19 protein-coding genes and 1 tRNA gene are annotated in these 19,570 nt (G+C 66.4%); 7 read left to right on the top strand and 13 right to left on the bottom strand.

Features of this window, described 5'->3' with window-relative positions:
• Positions 1–92: 92 nt before the first annotated feature.
• The gene (locus KP010_RS02565) at positions 93–1,397 is read right to left on the bottom strand and encodes a dihydroorotase (protein WP_216280390.1); all 1,305 of its coding nucleotides are present in this window, start codon (positions 1,395–1,397) and stop codon (positions 93–95) included.
• A gap of 57 nt (positions 1,398–1,454) precedes the next feature.
• Positions 1,455–2,024 (bottom strand): hypothetical protein, encoded by a 570-nt coding sequence (locus tag KP010_RS02560; protein ID WP_142862367.1) that lies wholly within the window; start codon positions 2,022–2,024, stop codon positions 1,455–1,457.
• A gap of 139 nt (positions 2,025–2,163) precedes the next feature.
• On the opposite strand from KP010_RS02560, the gene ftsE reads away from it, so the two are divergent.
• The 4 genes from ftsE (at position 2,164) to KP010_RS02540 (ending at position 5,505) form a co-directional block, all read left to right on the top strand.
• A complete protein-coding gene (ftsE, locus tag KP010_RS02555) occupies positions 2,164–2,826 on the top strand; it encodes a cell division ATP-binding protein FtsE (RefSeq protein WP_142862366.1) in 663 nt (220 codons plus the stop codon).
• Positions 2,813–3,814: an ABC transporter permease gene (locus tag KP010_RS02550; protein WP_246659786.1), complete on the top strand. Its 1,002-nt coding sequence runs from the start codon at positions 2,813–2,815 to the stop codon at positions 3,812–3,814. The genes ftsE and KP010_RS02550 overlap by 14 nt, the downstream gene beginning before the upstream one ends.
• A gap of 93 nt (positions 3,815–3,907) precedes the next feature.
• The gene (locus tag KP010_RS02545; protein WP_246659785.1) at positions 3,908–4,600 is read left to right on the top strand and encodes a YdcF family protein; all 693 of its coding nucleotides are present in this window, start codon (positions 3,908–3,910) and stop codon (positions 4,598–4,600) included.
• A gap of 128 nt (positions 4,601–4,728) precedes the next feature.
• The gene (locus tag KP010_RS02540; protein ID WP_142862364.1) at positions 4,729–5,505 is read left to right on the top strand and encodes a 1-acyl-sn-glycerol-3-phosphate acyltransferase; all 777 of its coding nucleotides are present in this window, start codon (positions 4,729–4,731) and stop codon (positions 5,503–5,505) included.
• Positions 5,506–5,516: 11 nt separating this feature from the next.
• On the opposite strand, the gene thpR is transcribed toward KP010_RS02540, so the two are convergent.
• The 8 genes from thpR to KP010_RS02500 form a co-directional block, all read right to left on the bottom strand.
• Positions 5,517–6,101, bottom strand: coding sequence for an RNA 2',3'-cyclic phosphodiesterase (gene thpR / locus KP010_RS02535; RefSeq protein WP_142862363.1), 585 nt, complete (start codon positions 6,099–6,101; stop codon positions 5,517–5,519).
• Between the two features lie 307 nt (positions 6,102–6,408).
• Positions 6,409–7,149: an SMC-Scp complex subunit ScpB gene (scpB, locus tag KP010_RS02530; protein ID WP_108917666.1), complete on the bottom strand. Its 741-nt coding sequence runs from the start codon at positions 7,147–7,149 to the stop codon at positions 6,409–6,411.
• 37 nt (positions 7,150–7,186) lie between these two features.
• A complete protein-coding gene (locus KP010_RS02525; protein ID WP_108917665.1) occupies positions 7,187–8,020 on the bottom strand; it encodes a ScpA family protein in 834 nt (277 codons plus the stop codon).
• Positions 8,021–8,078: 58 nt separating this feature from the next.
• Positions 8,079–9,086 carry a beta-N-acetylhexosaminidase gene (gene nagZ / locus KP010_RS02520; protein ID WP_142862362.1) on the bottom strand — a complete coding sequence of 336 codons (1,008 nt, stop codon included), beginning with the start codon at positions 9,084–9,086 and terminating at the stop codon, positions 8,079–8,081.
• 16 nt (positions 9,087–9,102) lie between these two features.
• Positions 9,103–10,500 carry an SPOR domain-containing protein gene (locus KP010_RS02515; protein WP_142862361.1) on the bottom strand — a complete coding sequence of 466 codons (1,398 nt, stop codon included), beginning with the start codon at positions 10,498–10,500 and terminating at the stop codon, positions 9,103–9,105.
• 91 nt (positions 10,501–10,591) lie between these two features.
• On the bottom strand, positions 10,592–12,370 hold the full coding sequence (gene argS / locus KP010_RS02510) for an arginine--tRNA ligase (RefSeq protein ID WP_142862360.1): 1,779 nt from the start codon (positions 12,368–12,370) through the stop codon (positions 10,592–10,594).
• 111 nt (positions 12,371–12,481) lie between these two features.
• Positions 12,482–12,703, bottom strand: a complete 222-nt coding sequence (locus tag KP010_RS02505; RefSeq protein WP_142862359.1) for a hypothetical protein — start codon at positions 12,701–12,703, stop codon at positions 12,482–12,484.
• Between the two features lie 71 nt (positions 12,704–12,774).
• The gene (locus KP010_RS02500; RefSeq protein ID WP_142862358.1) at positions 12,775–13,968 is read right to left on the bottom strand and encodes a deoxyguanosinetriphosphate triphosphohydrolase; all 1,194 of its coding nucleotides are present in this window, start codon (positions 13,966–13,968) and stop codon (positions 12,775–12,777) included.
• Positions 13,969–14,097: 129 nt separating this feature from the next.
• Between KP010_RS02500 and erpA the strand changes: the two genes are divergently transcribed.
• The 3 genes from erpA to KP010_RS02485 all read left to right on the top strand — a co-directional run bounded on the left by erpA (position 14,098) and on the right by KP010_RS02485 (position 15,545).
• A complete protein-coding gene (gene erpA, locus KP010_RS02495; RefSeq protein ID WP_142862357.1) occupies positions 14,098–14,442 on the top strand; it encodes an iron-sulfur cluster insertion protein ErpA in 345 nt (114 codons plus the stop codon).
• A gap of 39 nt (positions 14,443–14,481) precedes the next feature.
• A complete protein-coding gene (locus KP010_RS02490; protein WP_142862356.1) occupies positions 14,482–15,378 on the top strand; it encodes a sugar kinase in 897 nt (298 codons plus the stop codon).
• Between the two features lie 91 nt (positions 15,379–15,469).
• Positions 15,470–15,545: transfer RNA gene (locus KP010_RS02485), tRNA-Asn, on the top strand.
• Between the two features lie 972 nt (positions 15,546–16,517).
• Here the strand turns inward: KP010_RS02485 and KP010_RS02480 are convergent.
• From KP010_RS02480 to KP010_RS02470, 3 genes are read right to left on the bottom strand one after another with little or no spacing between them, the layout of a single operon-like run.
• The gene (locus KP010_RS02480) at positions 16,518–18,704 is read right to left on the bottom strand and encodes an ATP-binding protein (protein WP_216280389.1); all 2,187 of its coding nucleotides are present in this window, start codon (positions 18,702–18,704) and stop codon (positions 16,518–16,520) included.
• Positions 18,694–19,011: a hypothetical protein gene (locus tag KP010_RS02475; protein WP_216280388.1), complete on the bottom strand. Its 318-nt coding sequence runs from the start codon at positions 19,009–19,011 to the stop codon at positions 18,694–18,696. Before KP010_RS02475 ends, KP010_RS02480 begins: the two co-directional genes overlap by 11 nt.
• On the bottom strand, positions 19,008–19,268 hold the full coding sequence (locus KP010_RS02470; RefSeq protein ID WP_216280387.1) for a hypothetical protein: 261 nt from the start codon (positions 19,266–19,268) through the stop codon (positions 19,008–19,010). Before KP010_RS02470 ends, KP010_RS02475 begins: the two co-directional genes overlap by 4 nt.
• Positions 19,269–19,570: the final 302 nt, after the last annotated feature.

The raw sequence follows: 19,570 nt of genomic DNA, 5'->3' as shown, positions 1-19,570 counted from the left end.
ACCTATTTCAAAGATTCACATTCGAATTGCCTGTTTTTCCCGTTTTTGTCCGAAACCCGGCCGTAAATCGCCATATTCGCCAAAGCCGAGCTCTAGTCGCTGCGCCTCTCGAAGACAGATTGTCCCGCGACGAAGGTGGATTTCACCCGGCCTTGCAGCCGCGCCGTATCGAAGGGCGTGTTCTTGCAGCGGGAATGCAATTCGGCCGGATCGACCACGAAGGGCTCATCGGGATCGAAACGGATGAGATCGGCCGGCGCGCCTTTGGCGAGGCGACCCTGCTCGAGGCGCAGAATTTCGGCCGGCCGCGTCGACATGGCCCGCAGCAGCGTCGGCAGCGGAACATCGCCCGAATGGACGAGCCGCAGTCCCGCCGCCAGCATGGTCTCGAGGCCGACGGCGCCGGCCTCGGCCTCGGCGAAGGGCATACGCTTCATTTCCACGTCCTGCGGATCGTGATCGGAGACGATCACGTCGATGAGCCCGTTCGCCACCGCCTCCACCAGCAGCCGGCGCTCGTCCTCATGGCGCAGCGGCGGCCGCAGCTTCAAAAAGGTGCGGTAGTCGCCGATGTCGTTCTCATTGAGCGTCAGGTGATTGATCGTCGTCCCGCACGTCACCGGCAGGCCGCGCGCCTTCGCCTCCTGAAGCGCCGCCAGCGACAGGGCATTGGCGACGATGGAAGCATGGTAGGGCGCGCCGGTCAGCTCGACGAGGCGCAGATCGCGATCGACGATGACGGCCTCCGCCTCCTTGGGGACGCCGGCGAGGCCGAGGCGCGTCGCCAATTCGCCGTCATTCATGACGCCCTCGCCGACAAGGTCGCGATCCTCCGGGAAATGGATGATGAGCGCGTCGAAATCGCGGGCGTAGGTCAGCGCCCGACGCATGGTCTGGGCGTTGCGAAGCGAGCGCTTGCCGTCGGAGAATGCGATCGCGCCGGCCTCGCGCAGCAGGCCGAATTCGGAGATTTCCTTGCCCTCGCGGCCTTTGGTGAGCGCCGCCATGGGCAGAACGCGGACGCGGCCGGTGTCGCGGGCGCGGCGCAGGACAAAGTCGACGACGGCCGGATCGTCGATCGGCGGCGAGGTGCCGGGGGCGGCGACAATGGTGGTGACGCCGCCGGCTGCGGCCGCCGCCGTGGCGGTGGCGATGGTCTCGCGATGCTCGGCGCCCGGCTCGCCGAGAAAGGCCTGCATGTCGATGAGCCCGGGCGCGAGCACATCGCCCGCGCAATCGACGATTCGCGCGCCCTGCGGCGCGGATTCGGCCGTGAGAGCCGGGCCGAGATCGGCGATTTTACCGTCGAGGATGAGGAGCCCTCCGCGCGTCTCCACGCCAGAGGCGGGATCGACGAGGCGGGCGTTCACGAAGAGGAGAGGCGCATGCGGCGGCATGGGGCCTGCTTAGGCCATTTCGCGCGTCAAGGGAACGCGCTGAGGAACGCGGCGCGGCTATCGCGCCGATTTCTCCGCATCCTCGAGCGCGGCGAAGCGCACCTGCACATCGGCCCCGTCAGCGGGCGGCGAAGCGAGGCGCGCGCGGAACTGCACGCTCTCCCCGGCCGCGAGCCGCATTTTCGGCGCGGCGGCGGTCCAGCTGTAACGCTCGCGGCCGTCGGCGCCGCGAATGGCCAGCGCCATGGGCGGCACGCGATTGGCCGAGCGCCGCAGATTGACGATCTCGCCCTCGACGGTCAGCACCTTGCGCGATCCTTCGGTGACGATCTTGGAGGTGACGCCGCGCAGATCGAGCCCGGCGGCGTTGACCTTCAGCCCCATGGCCGAATAGAGCGCCGTCGCGAAGGGCATGACCCGCACGATCTTCTCGCGCATGCCGATCAGCGCCATGGCCCCGAAAACGACGGCGATGATCGCCGCGATCAGCGGCAGCAGGCGCTGGCGCCGCTCATCGACGAGGTCGCTCTCGCGCGGCGGCTCCCGCCACAGCCGGGCCTCGTCCAGATCATGGGCCTTCGGGGCCGAGCCGACCGGAGAATTGTGCGGGGCGAGGTGGTTGCGCATGGCCGGTCTCCGAACCGTGGGCGGCCGCTTCGGAATCGGCCGCCGACATGTCGTCGATTAGCCGCCGATATGGTTAATGGGCGGTGAACTGCTAATCTCCCCGCAGCGCGATTCTGAGCCCGCCAATGGATACACGCCTTTGCTGACCTTCGAGAACGTCGGCCTGCGCTATGGAAACGGCAGCGAGATATTGAGCGATCTCGCTTTTTCCATAACGCCGCGGTCGTTCCAATTCCTCACCGGACCCTCCGGCGCCGGCAAGACGACGCTGCTCAAGCTCGTCTTGATGTCGCTGAAGCCGACGCGCGGACGAATCAGCCTCTTCGGCAAGGATACGCAGACGTTGGACAAGGACTCCGTGACCGACATCCGCCGTCGGATCGGCGTCGTCTTCCAGGACTTCCGCCTGCTCGAGCATCTCAATCTATACGAGAATGTCGCTCTGCCTCTGCGGGTCATCGGCCGCGAGGAGACGAGCTATCGCGCCGAAGTGCTGGAGCTCTTGCGCTGGGTGGGGCTCGACGAGCGCATCGCCAGCCGGCCGAGCGTGCTCTCGGGCGGGGAGAAGCAGCGCGCCGCCATCGCCCGCGCGCTGATCGTGCGTCCCGAGTTGCTGCTCGCCGACGAGCCGACCGGCAATCTCGACCCCACTCTGGCGCGCCGGCTGCTGCGGCTGTTCGTGGAACTGCACAAGAGCGGGACCTCGGTCGTCATCGCCACCCATGATCTGGCGTTGATGGAGCAATATGAGAGCGCGCGCCGGCTGGTGCTCGCGGACGGGCGGCTGCATGTCTTCGAATGACGCGAAATCCCGCGCCGCGCTGCGCCGCCTGTCGCCGGCTGCGAGCTCGGCTCCGGGCGACGCCACGCTGGAGGAGACGCTCGGCCGCGAGACGCCGCTGGTGCCGACCTCCTCCATCGCCGGCCGCTCGCTGGTCATCGTCATCGCCATCATGACCTTTCTCGCCTCGCTCTCGGCCGGAGCGGCGCTGATGGTCGCCGACGCCAGCGTCGATTGGCGGCGCGAGGTGGCGCGCGAGGCCAGCGTCCAGATTCGTTCCGCGCCCGGCCGCGACATAGAAGCCGATGTGAACCGGGCGACCTCGGTCCTCGTCGCCGCCGAGGGCGTGCGCGACGTGCGCGTCTACACCAAGGCGGAATCGGAGGCGCTGCTCGCGCCCTGGCTCGGCCAGGGCCTCGATTTCGCCGAGCTTCCCGCCCCGCGCATGATCGTCGTCAAGCTGGACGAGAACCGCCGCGCCGATCTCGATGCGCTGCGCCGCGAGCTCGCTCAGGCGATCCCGACCGCTGCGCTGGACGATCACCGGCTCTGGGTGGAGCGCCTCGGCCAGATGGCGCGCACCGTGGTGGCGGTGGCGGCGCTGGTCTTCGTGCTGATCGTCGTCGCCATGGGCCTCGCCGTCGCCTTCGCCACGCGGGCGGCCATGGTCGGCAATCGCGAGATCATCGAAGTGCTGCATCTCGTCGGCGCGGCGGACAAATACATCGCCCAGCAGTTCCAGCGCCGTTTTCTGGCGCTGGGGCTGCGCGGCGGCTTTATCGGCGGCGCCTCCGCTATGGCCTTTTTCCTGTTCTCCGGCTATCTGGCGAGCCGCTGGACGGCGACGCCGGACGGCGACCAGCTCGAGGCGATGTTCGGCAGCTTCTCGCTGGGGCCGCTCGGCTTCACCGTCGTCGGCTGCATTTCCGCGGCGGCGGGCCTGCTCACCGGCTTCATGTCGCAGGAGATCGTCTTCCGGCAGTTGCGACGGTTGGACGGAGCCGAATAACCCCCTCCGCATAATTGCTTCTCGGCCCTGGACGGCCTCGAGCGCCGCTTCCATCTTGTCGGGGGAGCCGACGACCAGGGAGCCGACGACGAGGTGAATCGCTTGCGAGCGCGAGGACGAGACGCGGGAACGGCGCGGACTGCAGCGCTCGGTCGCTGGGGCATGGCGGCGCTCGCCCTCGTCTCGTTCCTCGCCGCGGCCTTCGTCGCCGGCTTCATCGGTTTCGCCCTCTCGCTCGAGCGGAGCGAATCGACTCTGACCGTGCAGGCCGACGGCGTCGTCGTGCTGACCGGCGGCTCCGATCGCGTCTATGAGGCCGGCGGGCTGCTGGCGCGCGGCCAGGCGCGGCGTCTGCTGATCACCGGCGTCAATCGCGCGACGCGCGGCCATGAGATCGCCAAGCTCCTGCCCGTCTCGCGCGAGCTCTTCGACTGCTGCGTCGATCTCGGCTATCGGGCCCGCGACACGATCGGCAACGCCCTGGAGACGCGCGATTGGGCGCAGGCGCGCGGATTGGACCGCGGCTCGCTGATCGTCGTCACCTCCAATTATCACATGCCGCGCGCTCTGGCCGAGCTCTCGGCGGCGCTGCCCGAAGCCTCGCTCTATCCCTTCGCCGTGGTCAGCGATCATGTGCGCGTCGAGGACTGGCTCGACGACATCGCCGTGACGCGGCTCATCGCGGCCGAATATTGCAAATATCTCTATGTGGCGCTGCGCAACCGGCTGCTGGAGCGAAGCCCGGCGGCGCCGATCGGAAGCGCCGCCGTCGCGGAGCCGCGCTGAAGCCGCCGAGCCTTTTGGAAAAACCCGATTTTATCGAAAATGCGGCTCCGGCGCTGCCGAACGGCGAGAAATGCGCTAGGAAGGCGTCCCCGCCCCGGCCCCATGCGAAACCATCAGGCGACAAGGCTATGCTCTTCCTGCGCTCGCTGCTGTTCCACATCGCTTTCTTCGCCAACCTCATAGCGCTGCAGATCGTCTGGCTGCCGGCGCTGCTGATGAAGCGGCAGGCCTCCATGACGCTCGGCCGCGTCTGGGGGCGCGGCTCGCTCTTCCTGCTCGACAAGATCGTCGGGCTGAAATTCGAGTTTCGCGGGCTCGAGAATATTCCGCAAGGCCCGGTCATCGTCGCCTGCAAGCATCAGTCGACCTGGGAGACCTTCGTCCTGCCGCTGCATTCGCCGGACTTCTCCTATATTCTCAAGCGCGAGCTGGTGCTGATCCCGTTTTTCGGCTGGTATCTGATGGGCGCGGAGCAGATCGGCATCGATCGCGCCAAGGGCGGCAAGCTGCTGCCGCAGCTGATCGAGAAGACCAAGGCGCTGTTCGCCCAGGGCCGGCAATTGTTCATTTTTCCCGAAGGAACGCGGAGGCCGGCCGGCGCGCCGCCCGTCTATAAATTCGGCGTCGCCCTGCTCTATCGCGAGACCGGCGCGGCCTGCCTGCCGGTGGCGCTGAATTCCGGCCTGTTCTGGCCGCGCCAGGCCTTCATCCTGCGGCCGGGGACCGCGGTCATCGAATATCTGCCGCCGATCCCGCCGGGATTGGAGCCACGGGATTTCTTCGAGCGGATGCAGGACAGGATCGAGAGCGCCTCCGACCGCCTCATCGCGGAGGCGGTCGCGCGCGATCCCTCCCTCGCCGCGGTGGTGGAGCGCGGACGCCGAACCGCCGAAACGGCGGCCTGAGCGCGAAGAGCCTATCTTCCGTAGGCGCGCAATTCGCTCGCGCCGGCGGGAAACGCCCGGCGATCCTGCAGCGGAAAGGCGGCCTCGACGAGATAGGGGCCGCCGCCGACCGAATCGCGCGAGGAGAACAGCACGAAGCGGGCCGCCTCGAAGCGCAGGGGCGGAAAATAGCCGCGCGTTCCGAGATAGGTGGCGACCGAGGCGCAGGACGCTCCGCGCAGCCGGGCGAGCGTCACATGCGGCGCGAATTTGCGCGGCTCGGGCGGAACGCCGATGCGCCGCAGCAGCCGCTCCTGCTCCGCCTGCAACTCGGCCAGCGCCCGATCGGCGCGCGCCTTCACCACCACCGCGCGCGGCTTGTCGCCGCCGAAACTCGACAATTCCTCGAGCGTGATCGTGATCGGGGAGCGGCGGATGGCGGCTAGCGTCATGGCCGCGTCATGGGCGAGCGCGTCATCCACATCGCCGATGAAGCGCAGCGTGATGTGGTAGTTCTCGGCGTCGATCCAGCGGGCTCCCGGCAGGCCTCCGCGCAATGCGGCGAGACTGCCGGCGACGAGAGGGGGGATTTCGAGGGCGGTGAACAGTCTGGGCATCGGAGGTCCTCCATCCTGGCCTCGCAAGGCGCGCGGGAGCGGGTACAGGCCGAAGTCGCTGTCTGTTCGCTGGGCCCCGTCTCGGCCGTATCGCGGCGGAAACGAAGGGCCTCGTGTCGGCGCCTCCTCGCAGATCGGCGCGCCGCGGCGGGCGCGCGCAAAGGATGGTGAGCGCACTATAGCCCGAATGCGACAGCTGTAACGACGATCGCGTGCGGGCCGACGGATTTTTTGACGATGGCGGCGCGACCTCGGCGCCTGGCCATGCGCAATCGGGGACCGTCCCCTCCCTCTCCGGCCGGCGGCCCTACTCCTCGATCGGCTCCGGCTCCTCCGGCGCGTCCGGCTCCTGCAGAAAATCCATCTCGAGCGCCGCCTCCGCGTCGCCCTCCAGCGGATCCTCGTCCTCCTTGAGCGCGGCGTCGTCGGTCGGCTGCGGCACGTCGAAGCCCTTGGGCAGGCGGCCGTCGAAAAGGCCCGCGCCCTTCAGCTCGTCGAGGCCGGGAAGATCGCCGATCTGCTCGAGGCCGAACTGCATGAGGAAACTATCGGTCGTGCCATAGGTGAGCGGCCGGCCGGGGGCGCGGCGACGGCCGCGCAGACGTACCCAGCCGGTTTCAAGCAGCACGTCCAGCGTGCCCTTGGCCACGGCGACGCCTCTTATGTCCTCGATCTCGGCGCGCGTGACCGGCTGATGATAGGCGACGATGGCGAGCGTCTCGAGCGCCGCGCGGGACAGCTTTTTCTGCTCCACCTGCTGGCGCGCCAGCACCCAGCCGAGATCGGCCGCCGTGCGGAAGAACCATTTGTGGCCGGCCCTCGTCAGCGTGACGCCACGGTCGGCGTAATCCTGCTTCAGCCGCGCCAGCACCGCCTCGACATTGGTTCCGTCGGGAAGACGGCGGGCGATCTCGCTCTGCTCCAGGGGCTCGCCGGCCGCAAACAACAGCGCCTCGGCGATGCGGGCGGCCTCGCGCAGCGCCGCCTCCTCACCTTCGAGGGCCGCATCGTCTTCGAACAATTCGACGGGTCGCAAGGCTCGCGCCAAATTTCTCTCCCTCGCCTTTGGATCATGAGCCTATGGCTCACGGCTCCGAGGCTTCGCTCAATGAGCCCGAAGGCTCGCGGTCCAGTTCCGTCTCCCGCCGCCGCAGCCAGATCGGCGCGAAGGCGCGGTCCTGGCGAATGTCGAACCGCCCTTCCCGCACCATTTCCAGAGAAGCGGAAAAAGACGAGGCGCGGACGGTGCGCGCGGTTTGAATATCCACACAATATTCCAACAGATAATCGTCGAGCGCGGTCCATTGGGCGGCGATTCCGGCGAGCCGCTCCAGGGTCTCGCGCGCCTCCGCCAGCGACCAGACATTGCGCTGGCGCAGCGTGACCTTGGAGATCGCCTGCTTCTGCCTTTGGCGGGCGTAGGCCGACAGAAGATCATAGAGGCTGGCCGTGAAGGTCGACGCCGTCTTGGTCTCTATCCCTTCCGGCCCGCCGCGCAGGAACATGTCGCGGCCGAGCCGCGCGCGCTCCTGAAGCTTGTCCGACGCCGCGCGGATCGCCTCCAGCCGGCGCAGCCGATCTGCGAGCGCCGCCGCCAGCTCTGCCGCCGAGGGCTCCTCGCCCGTCTTGGGCTGCTCCGGCAGCAGCAGGCGCGATTTCAGATAGGCGAGCCAGGCGGCCATCACCAGATAATCGGCGGCGAGCTCCAGCCGGACGCGCCGCGCCTCCTCGACGAAGGCCAGATATTGCTCGGCCAGCGCCAAGATGGAAATGCGCGCGAGATCGACCTTCTGGCGGCGGGCGAGCTCCAGCAGCAGGTCGAGCGGACCTTCGAAACCGTCGACATCGACGAGGAAGGCGGGCTCCGCCTCCGCGCGCTCATGTTCGCCGGCAATGTCGAAAGCCAAATCCTGCGCCATCTCGCCTCACGGCGTCGTCTCACGCCTGACCCATCGGGAAGGCGAGAGATTGGGCCGATCAGACGCCGGCCGCAAGAGCCGTGTCGAATTGGCGGGCGCCGTCCACAGGATCGAAATCCTTCGGCGCGGCGATTTTCGCCTTCGCCGCGCGCGCCCGCTCCAGCGCCCGGCCGGCGAGATCGCCCGCCCCTTCCGCGACGGCGCGGGCCTCGGCCAGATCGCCGTTGCAATGCAGGACCACATCGCAGCCGGCGGCGATCGCGCCCTCGGCGCGCGCGCGAAAGCCGCCCGAGAGCGCCTTCATCGAGAGATCGTCGGTCATCAGCAGGCCGTCGAAGCCGATGAGGCCGCGAATGATCTCTTCGATCACGGCTCTGGAGAGCGTGCCGGGATGATCGGGATCGATGGCCCGATAGACGACATGGGCGGTCATGCCGAGCGGCAGATCGGCGTCGGCACGGAAGGGAATGAAATCCTGCGCCTCCAGCTCGGCGCGGGAGGCCTCGACGACGGGCAGCTCGAGATGGCTGTCCGCCCGCGCCCGTCCATGGCCGGGGATATGCTTGATGACCGGCAGCACGCCGCCATCGAGCAGCCCCTCTGCCGCCGCGCGGCCGAGCCGCGCGATCTCGGTGGGAACACGGCTATAGGCGCGGTCGCCGATGATATTGTGGGAGCCGTCCACCGGCGTGTCGAGAACCGGCAGGCAATCGACGTCGATCCCGACCTCGCGCAGATCATGGGCGATCAGCCGCGCGCTGAGACGCGCCAGCGCCGCCGTCTCCTCTGGCGGAAGCCCCAGTCTCTCGAAGGCGGCGGCGGCGGGATAGGCGCGCCAGACCGGCGGGCCGAGGCGCTGGACGCGCCCGCCCTCCTGATCGACGAGAATCGGTGCGTCTGTTCCCAGCGCTCCGCGAATGTCCGCAGTGAGGGCGGAAAGCTGCGCGCGCGAGGCGACATTGCGCTTGAACAGGATCGTGCCCCAGGGCCGCGCCTCGCGCAGAAAGGATATTTCCTCCTGCGAGAGGGAGAGGCCGGCGCAGCCGCAGATGAAAGCGCGCGTCACGGAGCCGCTGTCTCCATCAATTGGCCGCGACGAAGCAAGAGCCGCCGGAGGCCTTCACCTTCTCGCAGACGCCGACCGCGGCCTCACGGCTCATGCCGGCGGCGCGAACGCGATAGACGCTCTTCTCGCCGACCTTGGCGAGGCGGAAACCGAGCCGCTTGCCGCCGAGCTGCGCGCTGAATTTAGAGTTCACCGTCTGGATCAGCCGGCGCGCTTCATCCTCCGAGCCGGCGGCGCCGAATTGCACGGCGAAGCCGCCATTGCCGCCAGTCGCCGCCTCCGTCTGCGCCGGCTCGATGGCGGCGGTCTGCTCGAGCGGGGCGGCCGGGGCGGCGGGCTTGGGACGCGGCGGCTGCGCGACCTTCGGCGTCGTCGCCGGCTTGGCCGGGCTCTTGGGCGTCGCGGTCGGCGGCTCGATCGGCGCCTCGACGGCGCTCGGCCGGGCGGCGAGAGACGGCGGCCGCGCCGGCGGCGCGACATTGGTCGCCGGACGCGCAATGGCCGGCGTCGGCGCGTCATTGTCGATCACAGTGCCATCGGGCCGCACCGAGACAGTCTTCACCCGTCGCGGCTCGGCGCCATAGGGATTATTGGGCCCGCCGACGGGAGCCGGCTCATGCGGCGCATCGACCGGCCCTTCGCCGCCGAGCTTGACGACGCGCACCGCCGCCGCCGGATCGACGGGCTGCTCCTGCTTGGAGACGACCTTCTTGACCGGGGCGTTCTGATTGCGATCGAGCACGGCGGCGCCGCGCTGGGGCGCAGCGGCTTCCGCCACGGAGGAAGGCTGCACCTTGGCCGGCCCCTCCGGCGCTTTGATGGTGGCGAGCTCTTTCGGCGCGACGACGCCGCCGCGATGGCCCAAGGCCAGTCCGACGCTCAGCGCGCCGACGCCGGCGAGCGCGACGACCGCGTGCCAGGGACGCAGCCGATCGCGCAGCGCGCCGAACAAGCCTCGACGCGCGGGCGGCTCGTCATAGGGCTCGTCCTCGACGCCATAGTCGAGATAATCCTGCGGCTCGTGATGCTCCCATTGCGTCTCACCGGACGCGTGCGCCGCGTAATAATCGTTCGATTGCGGCTGCGATTGCGACATAGGCGGCGGTGCGACAGACGGCGACGGCGACAGCGCGCCGCGCAGCTCGGCGGCGTCGAAAATATCCCTGTCTCTCTGGCCGATGGTCGGCTCCCGCCGCTGCCGATCGGCGAAGACTTTGCCGTAAGGGTCCGCCGCGGCGGCCGCCTCGTCGCCGTGCAGCAACCGCGCCAGCTCGGCGAGCGGATCGCTCTTCCCCTCGCCTTTGCCGGGCGGATTCGCCTGGCCCGGCTGATTTCCCTGCGGCTCGCCGCCACGCAGGCGCCGCTCGAACTCGCTGATGTCGATGGAAGGCCCTCGGGCCGTCGCCTCGCGCATGATGCACCTTCCTGCTCACTACCCGACGGACGCGACGTCGCCACTCCCGGATGCGAGCGCGCGCCGCGCTCTTGCAAAGCGCCGGCCGCGATCACCGCATCTCGTCGGGGGCGCTCACGCCTAGGAGTCTCGAACCCGACGCCAGGACGCAAGTCAAAGAAACGACCAACGCCATCCGCGCATAGGTCGAATTTCTATCATCTGCATTAACAAAGCGTAATTGTGGCCGATCTTTGCCTTTGTTCCAATGCGAATGAAAGACGCTGGCGAGATCGTAGAGATAGAAGGCGATTCTGTGCGGCTCATGCGCCGTGGCGGCCGATTCGATCAACCTCGGATATTGCGCAATGGCTTTGGCGAGCGCGATCTCGCCTTCGTCCTGCAACAGATCCAGCGGCGCGGCCGCGAGCGCCTTGGGCGTCAGATCGAGATCGGGAAAAGCGCCGAGCGCCTGACGCAGCGCCGATTTCGTCCGCGCATGAGCGTATTGCACATAGAAGACGGCATTGTCCTTCGACTGCTCGATGACCTTGGCGAGATCGAATTCCAGCGGCGCGTCATTCTTGCGATAGAGCATCATGAAACGCACGGCGTCGACGCCCACTTCGTCCACCACCTCGCGCAGAGTGACGAAATCGCCGGCGCGCTTCGACATTTTCACCGGCTCGCCATTGCGCATCAATTTCACGAGCTGGCAGAGCTTCACATCCAGCGTGACCTTATTGTCGGACAGAGCGGCGACGGCGGCGGTCATGCGCTTCACATAGCCGCCATGATCCGCGCCCCACACATCGACGAGCGTGGTGAAGCCGCGGTCGATCTTGGATTTATGATAGGCGATGTCGGCCGCAAAATAAGTGTTGGAGCCGTCGGATTTCTTCAGCGGACGATCGACGTCGTCGCCGAAATCGGTGGAGCGGAACAAGGTCTGCTCGCGATCCTCCCAATCATCCGGCAATTGCCCCTTGGGCGGCGGCAGGCGGCCGTCATAGACGAGGCCGCGCGCGCGCAGCTCGTCTATTTCCTTGTCGATCTGCGAGAGGCCATTGATCTTCTCATGCAGCGTGCGCTCGGAGAAGAAGACCTCATGGCGAATGTCGAGCGCGGCGAGATCGTCGCGGATCATCGCCATCATCGCGTCGATCGCCGCGCGCTTGACCGGCTCCAACCATTCGCTCTCGCTCTTGTCCAAAAGCTCGCGGCCATATTGCGTCGCAATGGCTTCGCCGGCGGCCTTCAGATAGTCGCCCGGGTAGAGCCCCTCCGGAATGGTGATCGTCTCGCCGAGCGCCTCGCGATAGCGCAGGAAGGCCGAGCGGGCGAGAACATCGACCTGCGCGCCGGCGTCGTTGATGTAATATTCGCGCGTGACCTCCGCGCCCGCGAAGGCCAGAAGATTGGCCAGCGCATCGCCGAACACCGCGCCGCGGCCATGGCCGACATGCATCGGCCCGGTCGGATTGGCCGAGACATATTCGACATTGATCTTGCCCGCGAGCGCCCCCCTGCCCTGCGGCCTTCCATAGGCGTCGCAGTCGTTCAGCACGGCGCGCAGCACATCGGCGTAGAGGCTCGGCTTCAGGCGGATGTTGATGAAGCCCGGCCCTGCGACCTCGGCCTCGGCCACATTGGGCAGATCGGCCAAAGCGGCCGCGATTTCCACCGCGAGCTGGCGCGGATTGGCGAAATTGGCCTTGGCCTCCTTGGCGAAGACCATGGCGGCGTTGGTGGCGAGATCGCCATGGGCGGCGTCCTTGGGCGGCTCCACGACAAAACGCGAATAATCCAGCGTCTCCGGCAGGCGGCCGGAGGCCTTGATCGAATCGAGAATGACGGCGGTGGCGACGTGGAAGTCGGAGAAGATGTTCATCGAATGTCCGGGCCGGGGGCGATTGCGGCCGGGGGTTTAGCAGAATGGGGAGCGGAACGCATCTTTCGCGAGCCGTGGCCGATCGAGTTGCGAGCCTGAAGGCTCACCCTCTCACTCGTCTATGCTCCAGCTCGCGACCTCCCGCCCATCGCTGTCCAATATGCGGAAGCCATGCGGCAGCGGCTTATGCTTGCGCTGGACGATCACATTCGAGAACAGTGACTTGGCGTGAGTGACCGCCTTGCGCACGTCGCTGATGTCGGTGTTCATCCGATCGATGACCTGCGCGGTCATTCCCTCTGGAGCGGCGCCGACGAATTCGATGACGAGCATGGGAGCCTCCCGGTCAGAATCAGGAGGTCGGGCGCGCGAGGGGCTCCGTCAAGGCGAGCTGTGGTCCGCCCTCAGCCCAGGGACATTTTCTCCCCGAACAGCTTGCGATATTCGCCGAGCGCGTAGCGGTCGGTCATTCCGGCGATGTAATCGGCGACATGGCGGGCGCGGGCGGCGCCCTGCTCGGCGCGGGCGAGCTCGGCCCATTCCGGCGGCATTTGCGCCGGATCGTCGAAATAGACGGGGAAAAGCCGCGAGATCACCTGCTCGGCGCGGTCCCAGACGCCCACGACTTTCTCGTGCCGATACATTTTGGGGAAGAGAAAGGCCTTGATCGAGCGATCGGCCTCGGCCATGGGCGGCGAGAAGGCGATCGTCGCCACGCCGGCGCGGCGCACATCCTCGACGCTTTTCGCCCCGACGAGGCGCAGCCGCTTCTCCGATTGGATGATGGCGTCCTCGACGAAGCGGGTGATGACGCGCCGGCCCAGCTCGTGAATGACGCGCGTGCGCTCCAGCGCGCCATAGACGGCGCGTATCTCGTCCAGCATCACGCCGATGAAGGGCACGGCGGCGATATCCTCGAGCGAGAACAGGTTTGCGCGCAGCCCATCGTCAATGTCGTGGGCGTCATAGGCGATATCGTCGGCGAGCGCCGCCGCCTGCGCCTCGGGCCCGGCGAATGTGTCCAGCTCCAGCGGAAACAGCGCGTCGAATTCCGCCACATAAGGAGCGAGCGCGCGATTCGCGCGAGGCCCGCGCAAAGGGCCATTGTGCTTGACGAGGCCTTCCAGCGTCTCGAAAGTGAGGTCCAGCCCGTCATAGCGGGCGTAGCGGCGCTCGAGCAGGGTTACGACGCGCAGCGCCTGGGCGTTGTGGTCGAAGCCGCCATAGGCCTCCATGCAGCGCTGCAACGCATGCTCGCCGGCATGGCCGAAAGGCGTATGGCCGAGATCATGGGCGAGCGCCACTGCCTCGGCGAGGTCCTCGTCCAGCGCCAGCGCGCGGGCCAGGGCGCGGGCGATCTGCCCCACCTCTATCGTATGGGTCAGCCGCGTGCGGAAATGGTCGCCGTCCAGCGGCACGAAGACCTGAGTCTTATGCGCGAGGCGGCGAAAGGCGGTCGAATGGATGATGCGGTCGCGGTCGCGCTGGAACTCGCTGCGCGTCGGCGAGGCGGATTCGGGAAAGAGGCGCCCGCGCGAGGCCGAAGGGTCGCTGGCATGGGGGGCGCGGCCGCGGACGGCGGGATCTTCGATCGCCAATCGTCTGCTCCTGTCATTGCAAGGTCACGCGGGCGGCCATATTTTCGCTTCGCATATCCCGCCCGCCCCGTGAAGCGCAAGCGACGAGGCCGGCGAGACAAAAGCCAAAAAAGAGGAAGGCGCGCCCAAATGACCGATACGGCGACGATTGCGAAGATCGAGATGAGCGAGCGCGCGGCCGAGCGCATCAACGCCATTCTCGCCGGCGAGACCGAAGCGAAGGCGCTGCGTCTCTCCGTCGATGGCGGCGGCTGCTCCGGCCTGCAATACGCCTATACGATCGAGACCGAGCCCAAGGCAGACGATATCATCGTCGAGCGCGACGGGGCGCGGCTCGTCGTCGATTCGATTTCCGCCGCCTATCTCGCCGGCGCGCGCGTCGATTATGTCGAGGATCTGATGGGCCAATCCTTCCGCGTCGAGAATCCGAACGCCACGGCCTCCTGCGGCTGCGGCTCCAGCTTCTCGGTCTGACGACGCCCTCCTCCTCTCCTCCTATCGAAGAGTCCTCGCTTGCAGTCACTATTCATTGGCCATTCCTATATCGACGTGACCATGCGCACGCAGGTCATGCCCAAGGGCGACGAGAAGGATGTGGCGGAGGATTACGCCGTTTCCTTCGGTGGCAACGCCGTGACGGCCGCCTTCGCCTGCGCCAAGCTGATCGGCGACGGCGTCGATCTGCTGACGCAGCTCGCGCCCGACTGGCTCGGCCATATGTTCATGGACATGGCCGCGACCTATGGGCTGCGCGTGCATCCGCGCCGGGTGCGGCGCTCCTCGCTCTCCTTCGTCCTGCCCAAGGACGGCAAGCGCGCCATATTGCGCGCCCGCGACAATAAATTCCTCGAAGATTTCCCGCGTCTCGATCTGACCGGAGTGCGCGCCCTGCACAGCGACGGGCATATCGCCGACGCCGCCCTGCATTACGCACGCGCCTGCCGCGAATCGGGCGCGCTGACCTCGCTGGACGGCGGCGCGCTGCGGCCGGGAATCACCGATCTGCTGGAGTTCATCGACGTCGCCATCGTGGCCGAGCGGCTCTGCGAGCAGATGAATCTATCGGAGGCCGACATGCTGGCCTTTTTGAAGAGCAAGGGCTGCCGCATCGGCGGCGTCACCAATGGCGAGCGCGGAATGCTCTGGTACGACGAGAATGGCGAGGTGCAGCGCCTGCCTTCCCTCCCTGTGCCGGCGGAGCGCATCGTCGATACTTCCGGCGCGGGCGATGTCTTCCACGGCGCCTATATGGCGTCCTATCTCCAGCGGCCGGAAGCGCCCTGGCGCGAGCACTTCCGCTTCGCGCGCGTGGCCTCCGGCTACAAGATTCAGCACCTCGGCAATGAGGCCGGCCTGCCCTCGCAAAACGACATAGTGGCGACACTCGCGCTTTTTCCCCCTGCCGATTGAAAGGCTTGTGGGCGAATGTGAAGGAAATCGAGAAAGGCTGCGAACAGGGCTTGGCAAGAGTGCTTAGAGCTTGCTATATGCCCGCCACCGTTCCCCGATAGCTCAGCCGGTAGAGCAAGCGACTGTTAATCGCTGGGTCGCAGGTTCGAGTCCTGCTCGGGGAGCCAGTAAATTCAATCGGTTAGGCTCGATTTCCGAACCCTCGCCCCAGCCTCATCCCGCAAAAATAAGCAGAAAGTAAGCGCGCGGTCGGCCTGCTACCCCGCCGACCGCCGTAGGCGGGCCGTTTCAATGCCCCAGTGAATTCGCGCCCTTCTTCCTCATGTTTTCCGCAATGAGGTCCATCGGTGTCCGCTGATCGCGAATGTTCACCGCCGGACAGCTCCTCTTCTTTTTCATTTTTCCTGAGAGAAGGAAAAAAGTCGTCCAGTCGTTCATTCCTGTCCATATATATGAATATTCAATGGTTTATGTCGATTTCCAGTTGTCCAAAATGACCATTGCAGCTGTCCAAGGTGTCCAATCCGTTGGCGTTCAAAAGCTTGCGCCGTCAACTCGGTAGCCATCCTCGGGCAAACGAAAAGCCCGAGGATCCCGATATCTGCCTTAGACATTTGGTTTTGTTATCTAAAGGACGGTCCTCGACAGGTTTATTCGATTTCCACACTGTCCAAGACGAATCGCGATGGCGCGCGAGGTCACCGCTCTCGTCCGCAAACCTGGCAGGTTCGCTCATCACCGGCAGCGCGCCGATGAAGGCTTCGACGGCCGGCGGAATCGCTTGATGTCAGGGGCGGGTGTCAGGTCAGCGGGACCGACCAAATGCGTCTCGATGCTAGAAAAATGCGCGCGAAGCGCGCAGATAGTATCCCATCGCACAGAAATCCTCGGCAGCGTGTCAGGGGTGTCAGGTCGGGAAATTTTCGGTCCGGCTACCGTTCAGTCGCGACTTTTACAGCCGTGCGTCGGCCGGGGCCCCGGGAAGGACCCGCGACCTCTCCGCGGGGTCGGTCGCCGGGCCGCTGGGCTGGCTCGGTCGTCGCGGGGAGCAGGATCCCGGCCCCATGAGCCCGAGGAGCCCAGCGACGGCCGGGACATGATCCGACGGGTGGGGAAACGAAAGACGAAGGGGGTGGGTCTCACGCCGGCGAGGTGGCGCCGGCGGGCTCGGTCTTGATGGGCGCGATCGTGATGACGCGCTCGCCGGAATGCTTCCGCGATACGAGGACGCCGTTGCGGCGGAGGACCGGGCCTATACGCGCCAGTCGATTGCCCAGGCTGATCGGACTCGCCGGCCAATCGCGAGAGCGCCGAATCGTCTCATTGACCTTTTGCGCGAGCAGCTCGAGCAGCCGTGACGCCGTGCCGGACCAGCCGCCCGGATGATCGTCGCGAACGAGCGAGAGGATCGCCGAGGCGACGACGTCCGATTCGATCGCCGCAGAATCGAGCTCCGCCTGATTATCGAGATAAATTCGCGAAAACTCGCCGGAAGCCCATTCGAGCGCCGGCGACGCCGCTTCGATCAGCTTCTCGAAATCGGCCATTCGCGCGGCGCGCGCGAGCTTCACATTCGCGATATTGTTCAACGCGCAGGTGAGCGCGTCGAGAAGTCCGCCAAGAACGAGCGGAAAGGCCTCGGCCCATGCGGCTTCCTGCTCCTCCTCGGTCTTGCGGCGCTCGTCCGGGATAGGGTCCAAATGAATGACGATCGCTCGAGAAGCGAGGTCCGGCCGACTCGCCAGTGACGGAATACCGTTCAGTATGACGGGATTGCGCGTATAAACAACGAATTCGTCTCCGTCGGTGAATTTGGCGCGAGACGCGAGGCCGCCGCCCGTAGCGATTCGACAAATCGCATCGGACATTTCGGCGCTCACCTTCGAGATATTGTCGATCGCCACCACATGCGAGTGAGTGGCGGAAACGAGCAGGTCCGTTTCATCCTTCGGCATGGCGCGCAAGGGCGCGATATTGGGATCGACGAGGTTCCGCAAAAGCTTCGAGAGCGTCGACTTAGCGGAACCTTGCTCGCCGTTCAGAATGAGGACCGGATAAGGCCCCCGAGGCGCGAGCGCCGAGAGGAGCCAGGCGACGACGAGCTTGAAGGCGTCGTCATGGGAGTTCACGAAAGGCTTCAACGTCTCGACGCCGTTGTTGAGCCGCGCCGGCTCTGGGAGCTCGCACATCGCCGTCGAGCGAACCATCGGCAAATCGTGATCCTCGAGGATCGACCAGCCGGCCGGCCGAATTTCGACGACGCGCCATCGAGGATCGCCGAGATCGAGATACCATAGGCCGTCCCTCATGCCGACGCGTCGAAACGGTTTTTTCAGAGGGCCGTCGTTCAGCGCGCGGGCTTCGAGAACGCGAAGCGCATCGGCGAGGGTCGACGAGGACGGCGGTGTCACGCCTTGCGCATAGGCGCGCGCCGCGACGAAGCGAGCGAACTCTTTCGACGAAAGAGCGCAATTTTCGCGGTGATCCTTCGTTCGAAACGATGCGTAAGCCGTCTTGTCGGGACCATGCCAGAATTCGACGTCGTCGACGAGCTCGACGATCGCGCCGACGCCGCGCTTTCTCGGCGGATCGTCGTCCTTTTTCGTCCCGCGACGCCTCGGCGCCGGCGCGATCGACGCCGCTTGCGCTGCCAGGATCAATCGCTCGGCTTCCGCCCTGCTCCACCCCTCCGCTTCCGCATCGGCTGCGTCAAACCCCTCGTCGACGTCAGCCGGCGGCTCCGCGATCGCGACGCTCGCGGCGCCGGCCGCGAAGGCGAGGCCGCTGGCTTCTTTCGCATAGGCGGCGCCAGGCGCGTCGGCGTCGGGCCAGATCGTCACCGCGCGGCCGCGCAGCGCGCTCCAGTCGGCCTTTCGGGCGCTCTTGGCGCCGTTCGGCGAAGCCACTGCAACAAAGTCCGGCATCAGCCGCTGCGCGGCGTCCGCAGCCTTCTCTCCTTCGCACAACACGACATGCGCCCCGGGCCGCGTGGCGAGCCGATCCAGGCCGTAGAGTGGTCGAGGATCCGGCCACATGGCCCAACGCCATTCGAGGGCGCCTATCCTCTCGTTTCGCCACAGCGCGAGCGGGCGAAACTCCTTGCCCGTCGCGTCATCGAAGCGAAGAACATAACCGAGGATGGCGCCGGCAGCGTCCAAGTAGGTCCAAGTCGCGCTCGGGGCGCCGAGTTTCGGATGCTTGTCGGGCCGACCCGGAGCGTCGACGGGGACCGGCGCGACGATCGACACGCCCTTTGCATCTGCGACAACTCGCAATTTCGGCTTACCGCGCCCGCCGTCGATCGGCGCGAATGGGTCATCTGCCATAAGGATCGACGCCGATCATTTCTGCGACTTTGAGAGCGGCTTCGTCCTGACGAAGATCGAAGAGAAACGCGGCCAGGGAAACGAGATCGCCGCCTTTGTCATCCGTCGCAAAATCGGCCCATCGGCCGGAGCGGAGATTGACTCGGAACGAGCCCGGCCGAGAATCCGCGCGCTTCGGATTCTTGGCCGTCCATTCTGCGCCATCACGCCGACCGTACGGCAGCCATCGCGTGACGATCGTTTCGCTGGACACGAGCGCAGCGCCGGCGATGCGTGCGAAATCGATCGAGCGGCGCCGCGAATTCATGTGCGTCGCTCTTCGTTCTTCGGAGCGCCCCGATCGACCCAGCGGTCGACCGCGGCGGCGATCTCCAGCGCCGCCGTCGCATCGAACCGGGCGTTCGTCGTCGCCTCCAATATACGCACGGCCGCAACGCCTCGCGGAATTCCATAGAGCTCCGAAATCAAGCTCAAGAATTCGTCGCCGAACATCACGCGGCCGTCGGGAAAGCGAATTGAGAATTGGCCGAAATCCGCCACGGTGAAGGAGATCTGCTGTTTCACGAGCGAACGCGTCATGATCGAGCGTGGCCGCTTCAGGAACATCGTGGAAAATAAAGCGCGGCGGAGAGCGTCCGCCGAGATTTCGACCGAGCGATGGAACCTCGAAATCCCGGCCATCGGAATCTCCGGAAAGACCGCTTGCTCCCGATAGTCGCGACGAGACGCGACCTGTGGAGAATAACCCGCGAGCGGCGAATTTCCGTCGCCATTGGCGCATCGCGCGCCGAGCCCGCCGGCCGTCTCGCCGTGATGATGGACGCGCTCGCACCATGGGCACCAGACGTCATGTCGATGCGAGCCAT

Origin of the sequence: Methylosinus sp. KRF6 (assembly GCF_018887255.1) — a bacterium.
Classification (GTDB): domain Bacteria; phylum Pseudomonadota; class Alphaproteobacteria; order Rhizobiales; family Beijerinckiaceae; genus Methylosinus; species Methylosinus sporium.
The sequence above is the reverse complement of the archived record's forward strand: the minus strand, read 5'-3'. Positions and strand labels throughout refer to the sequence as shown.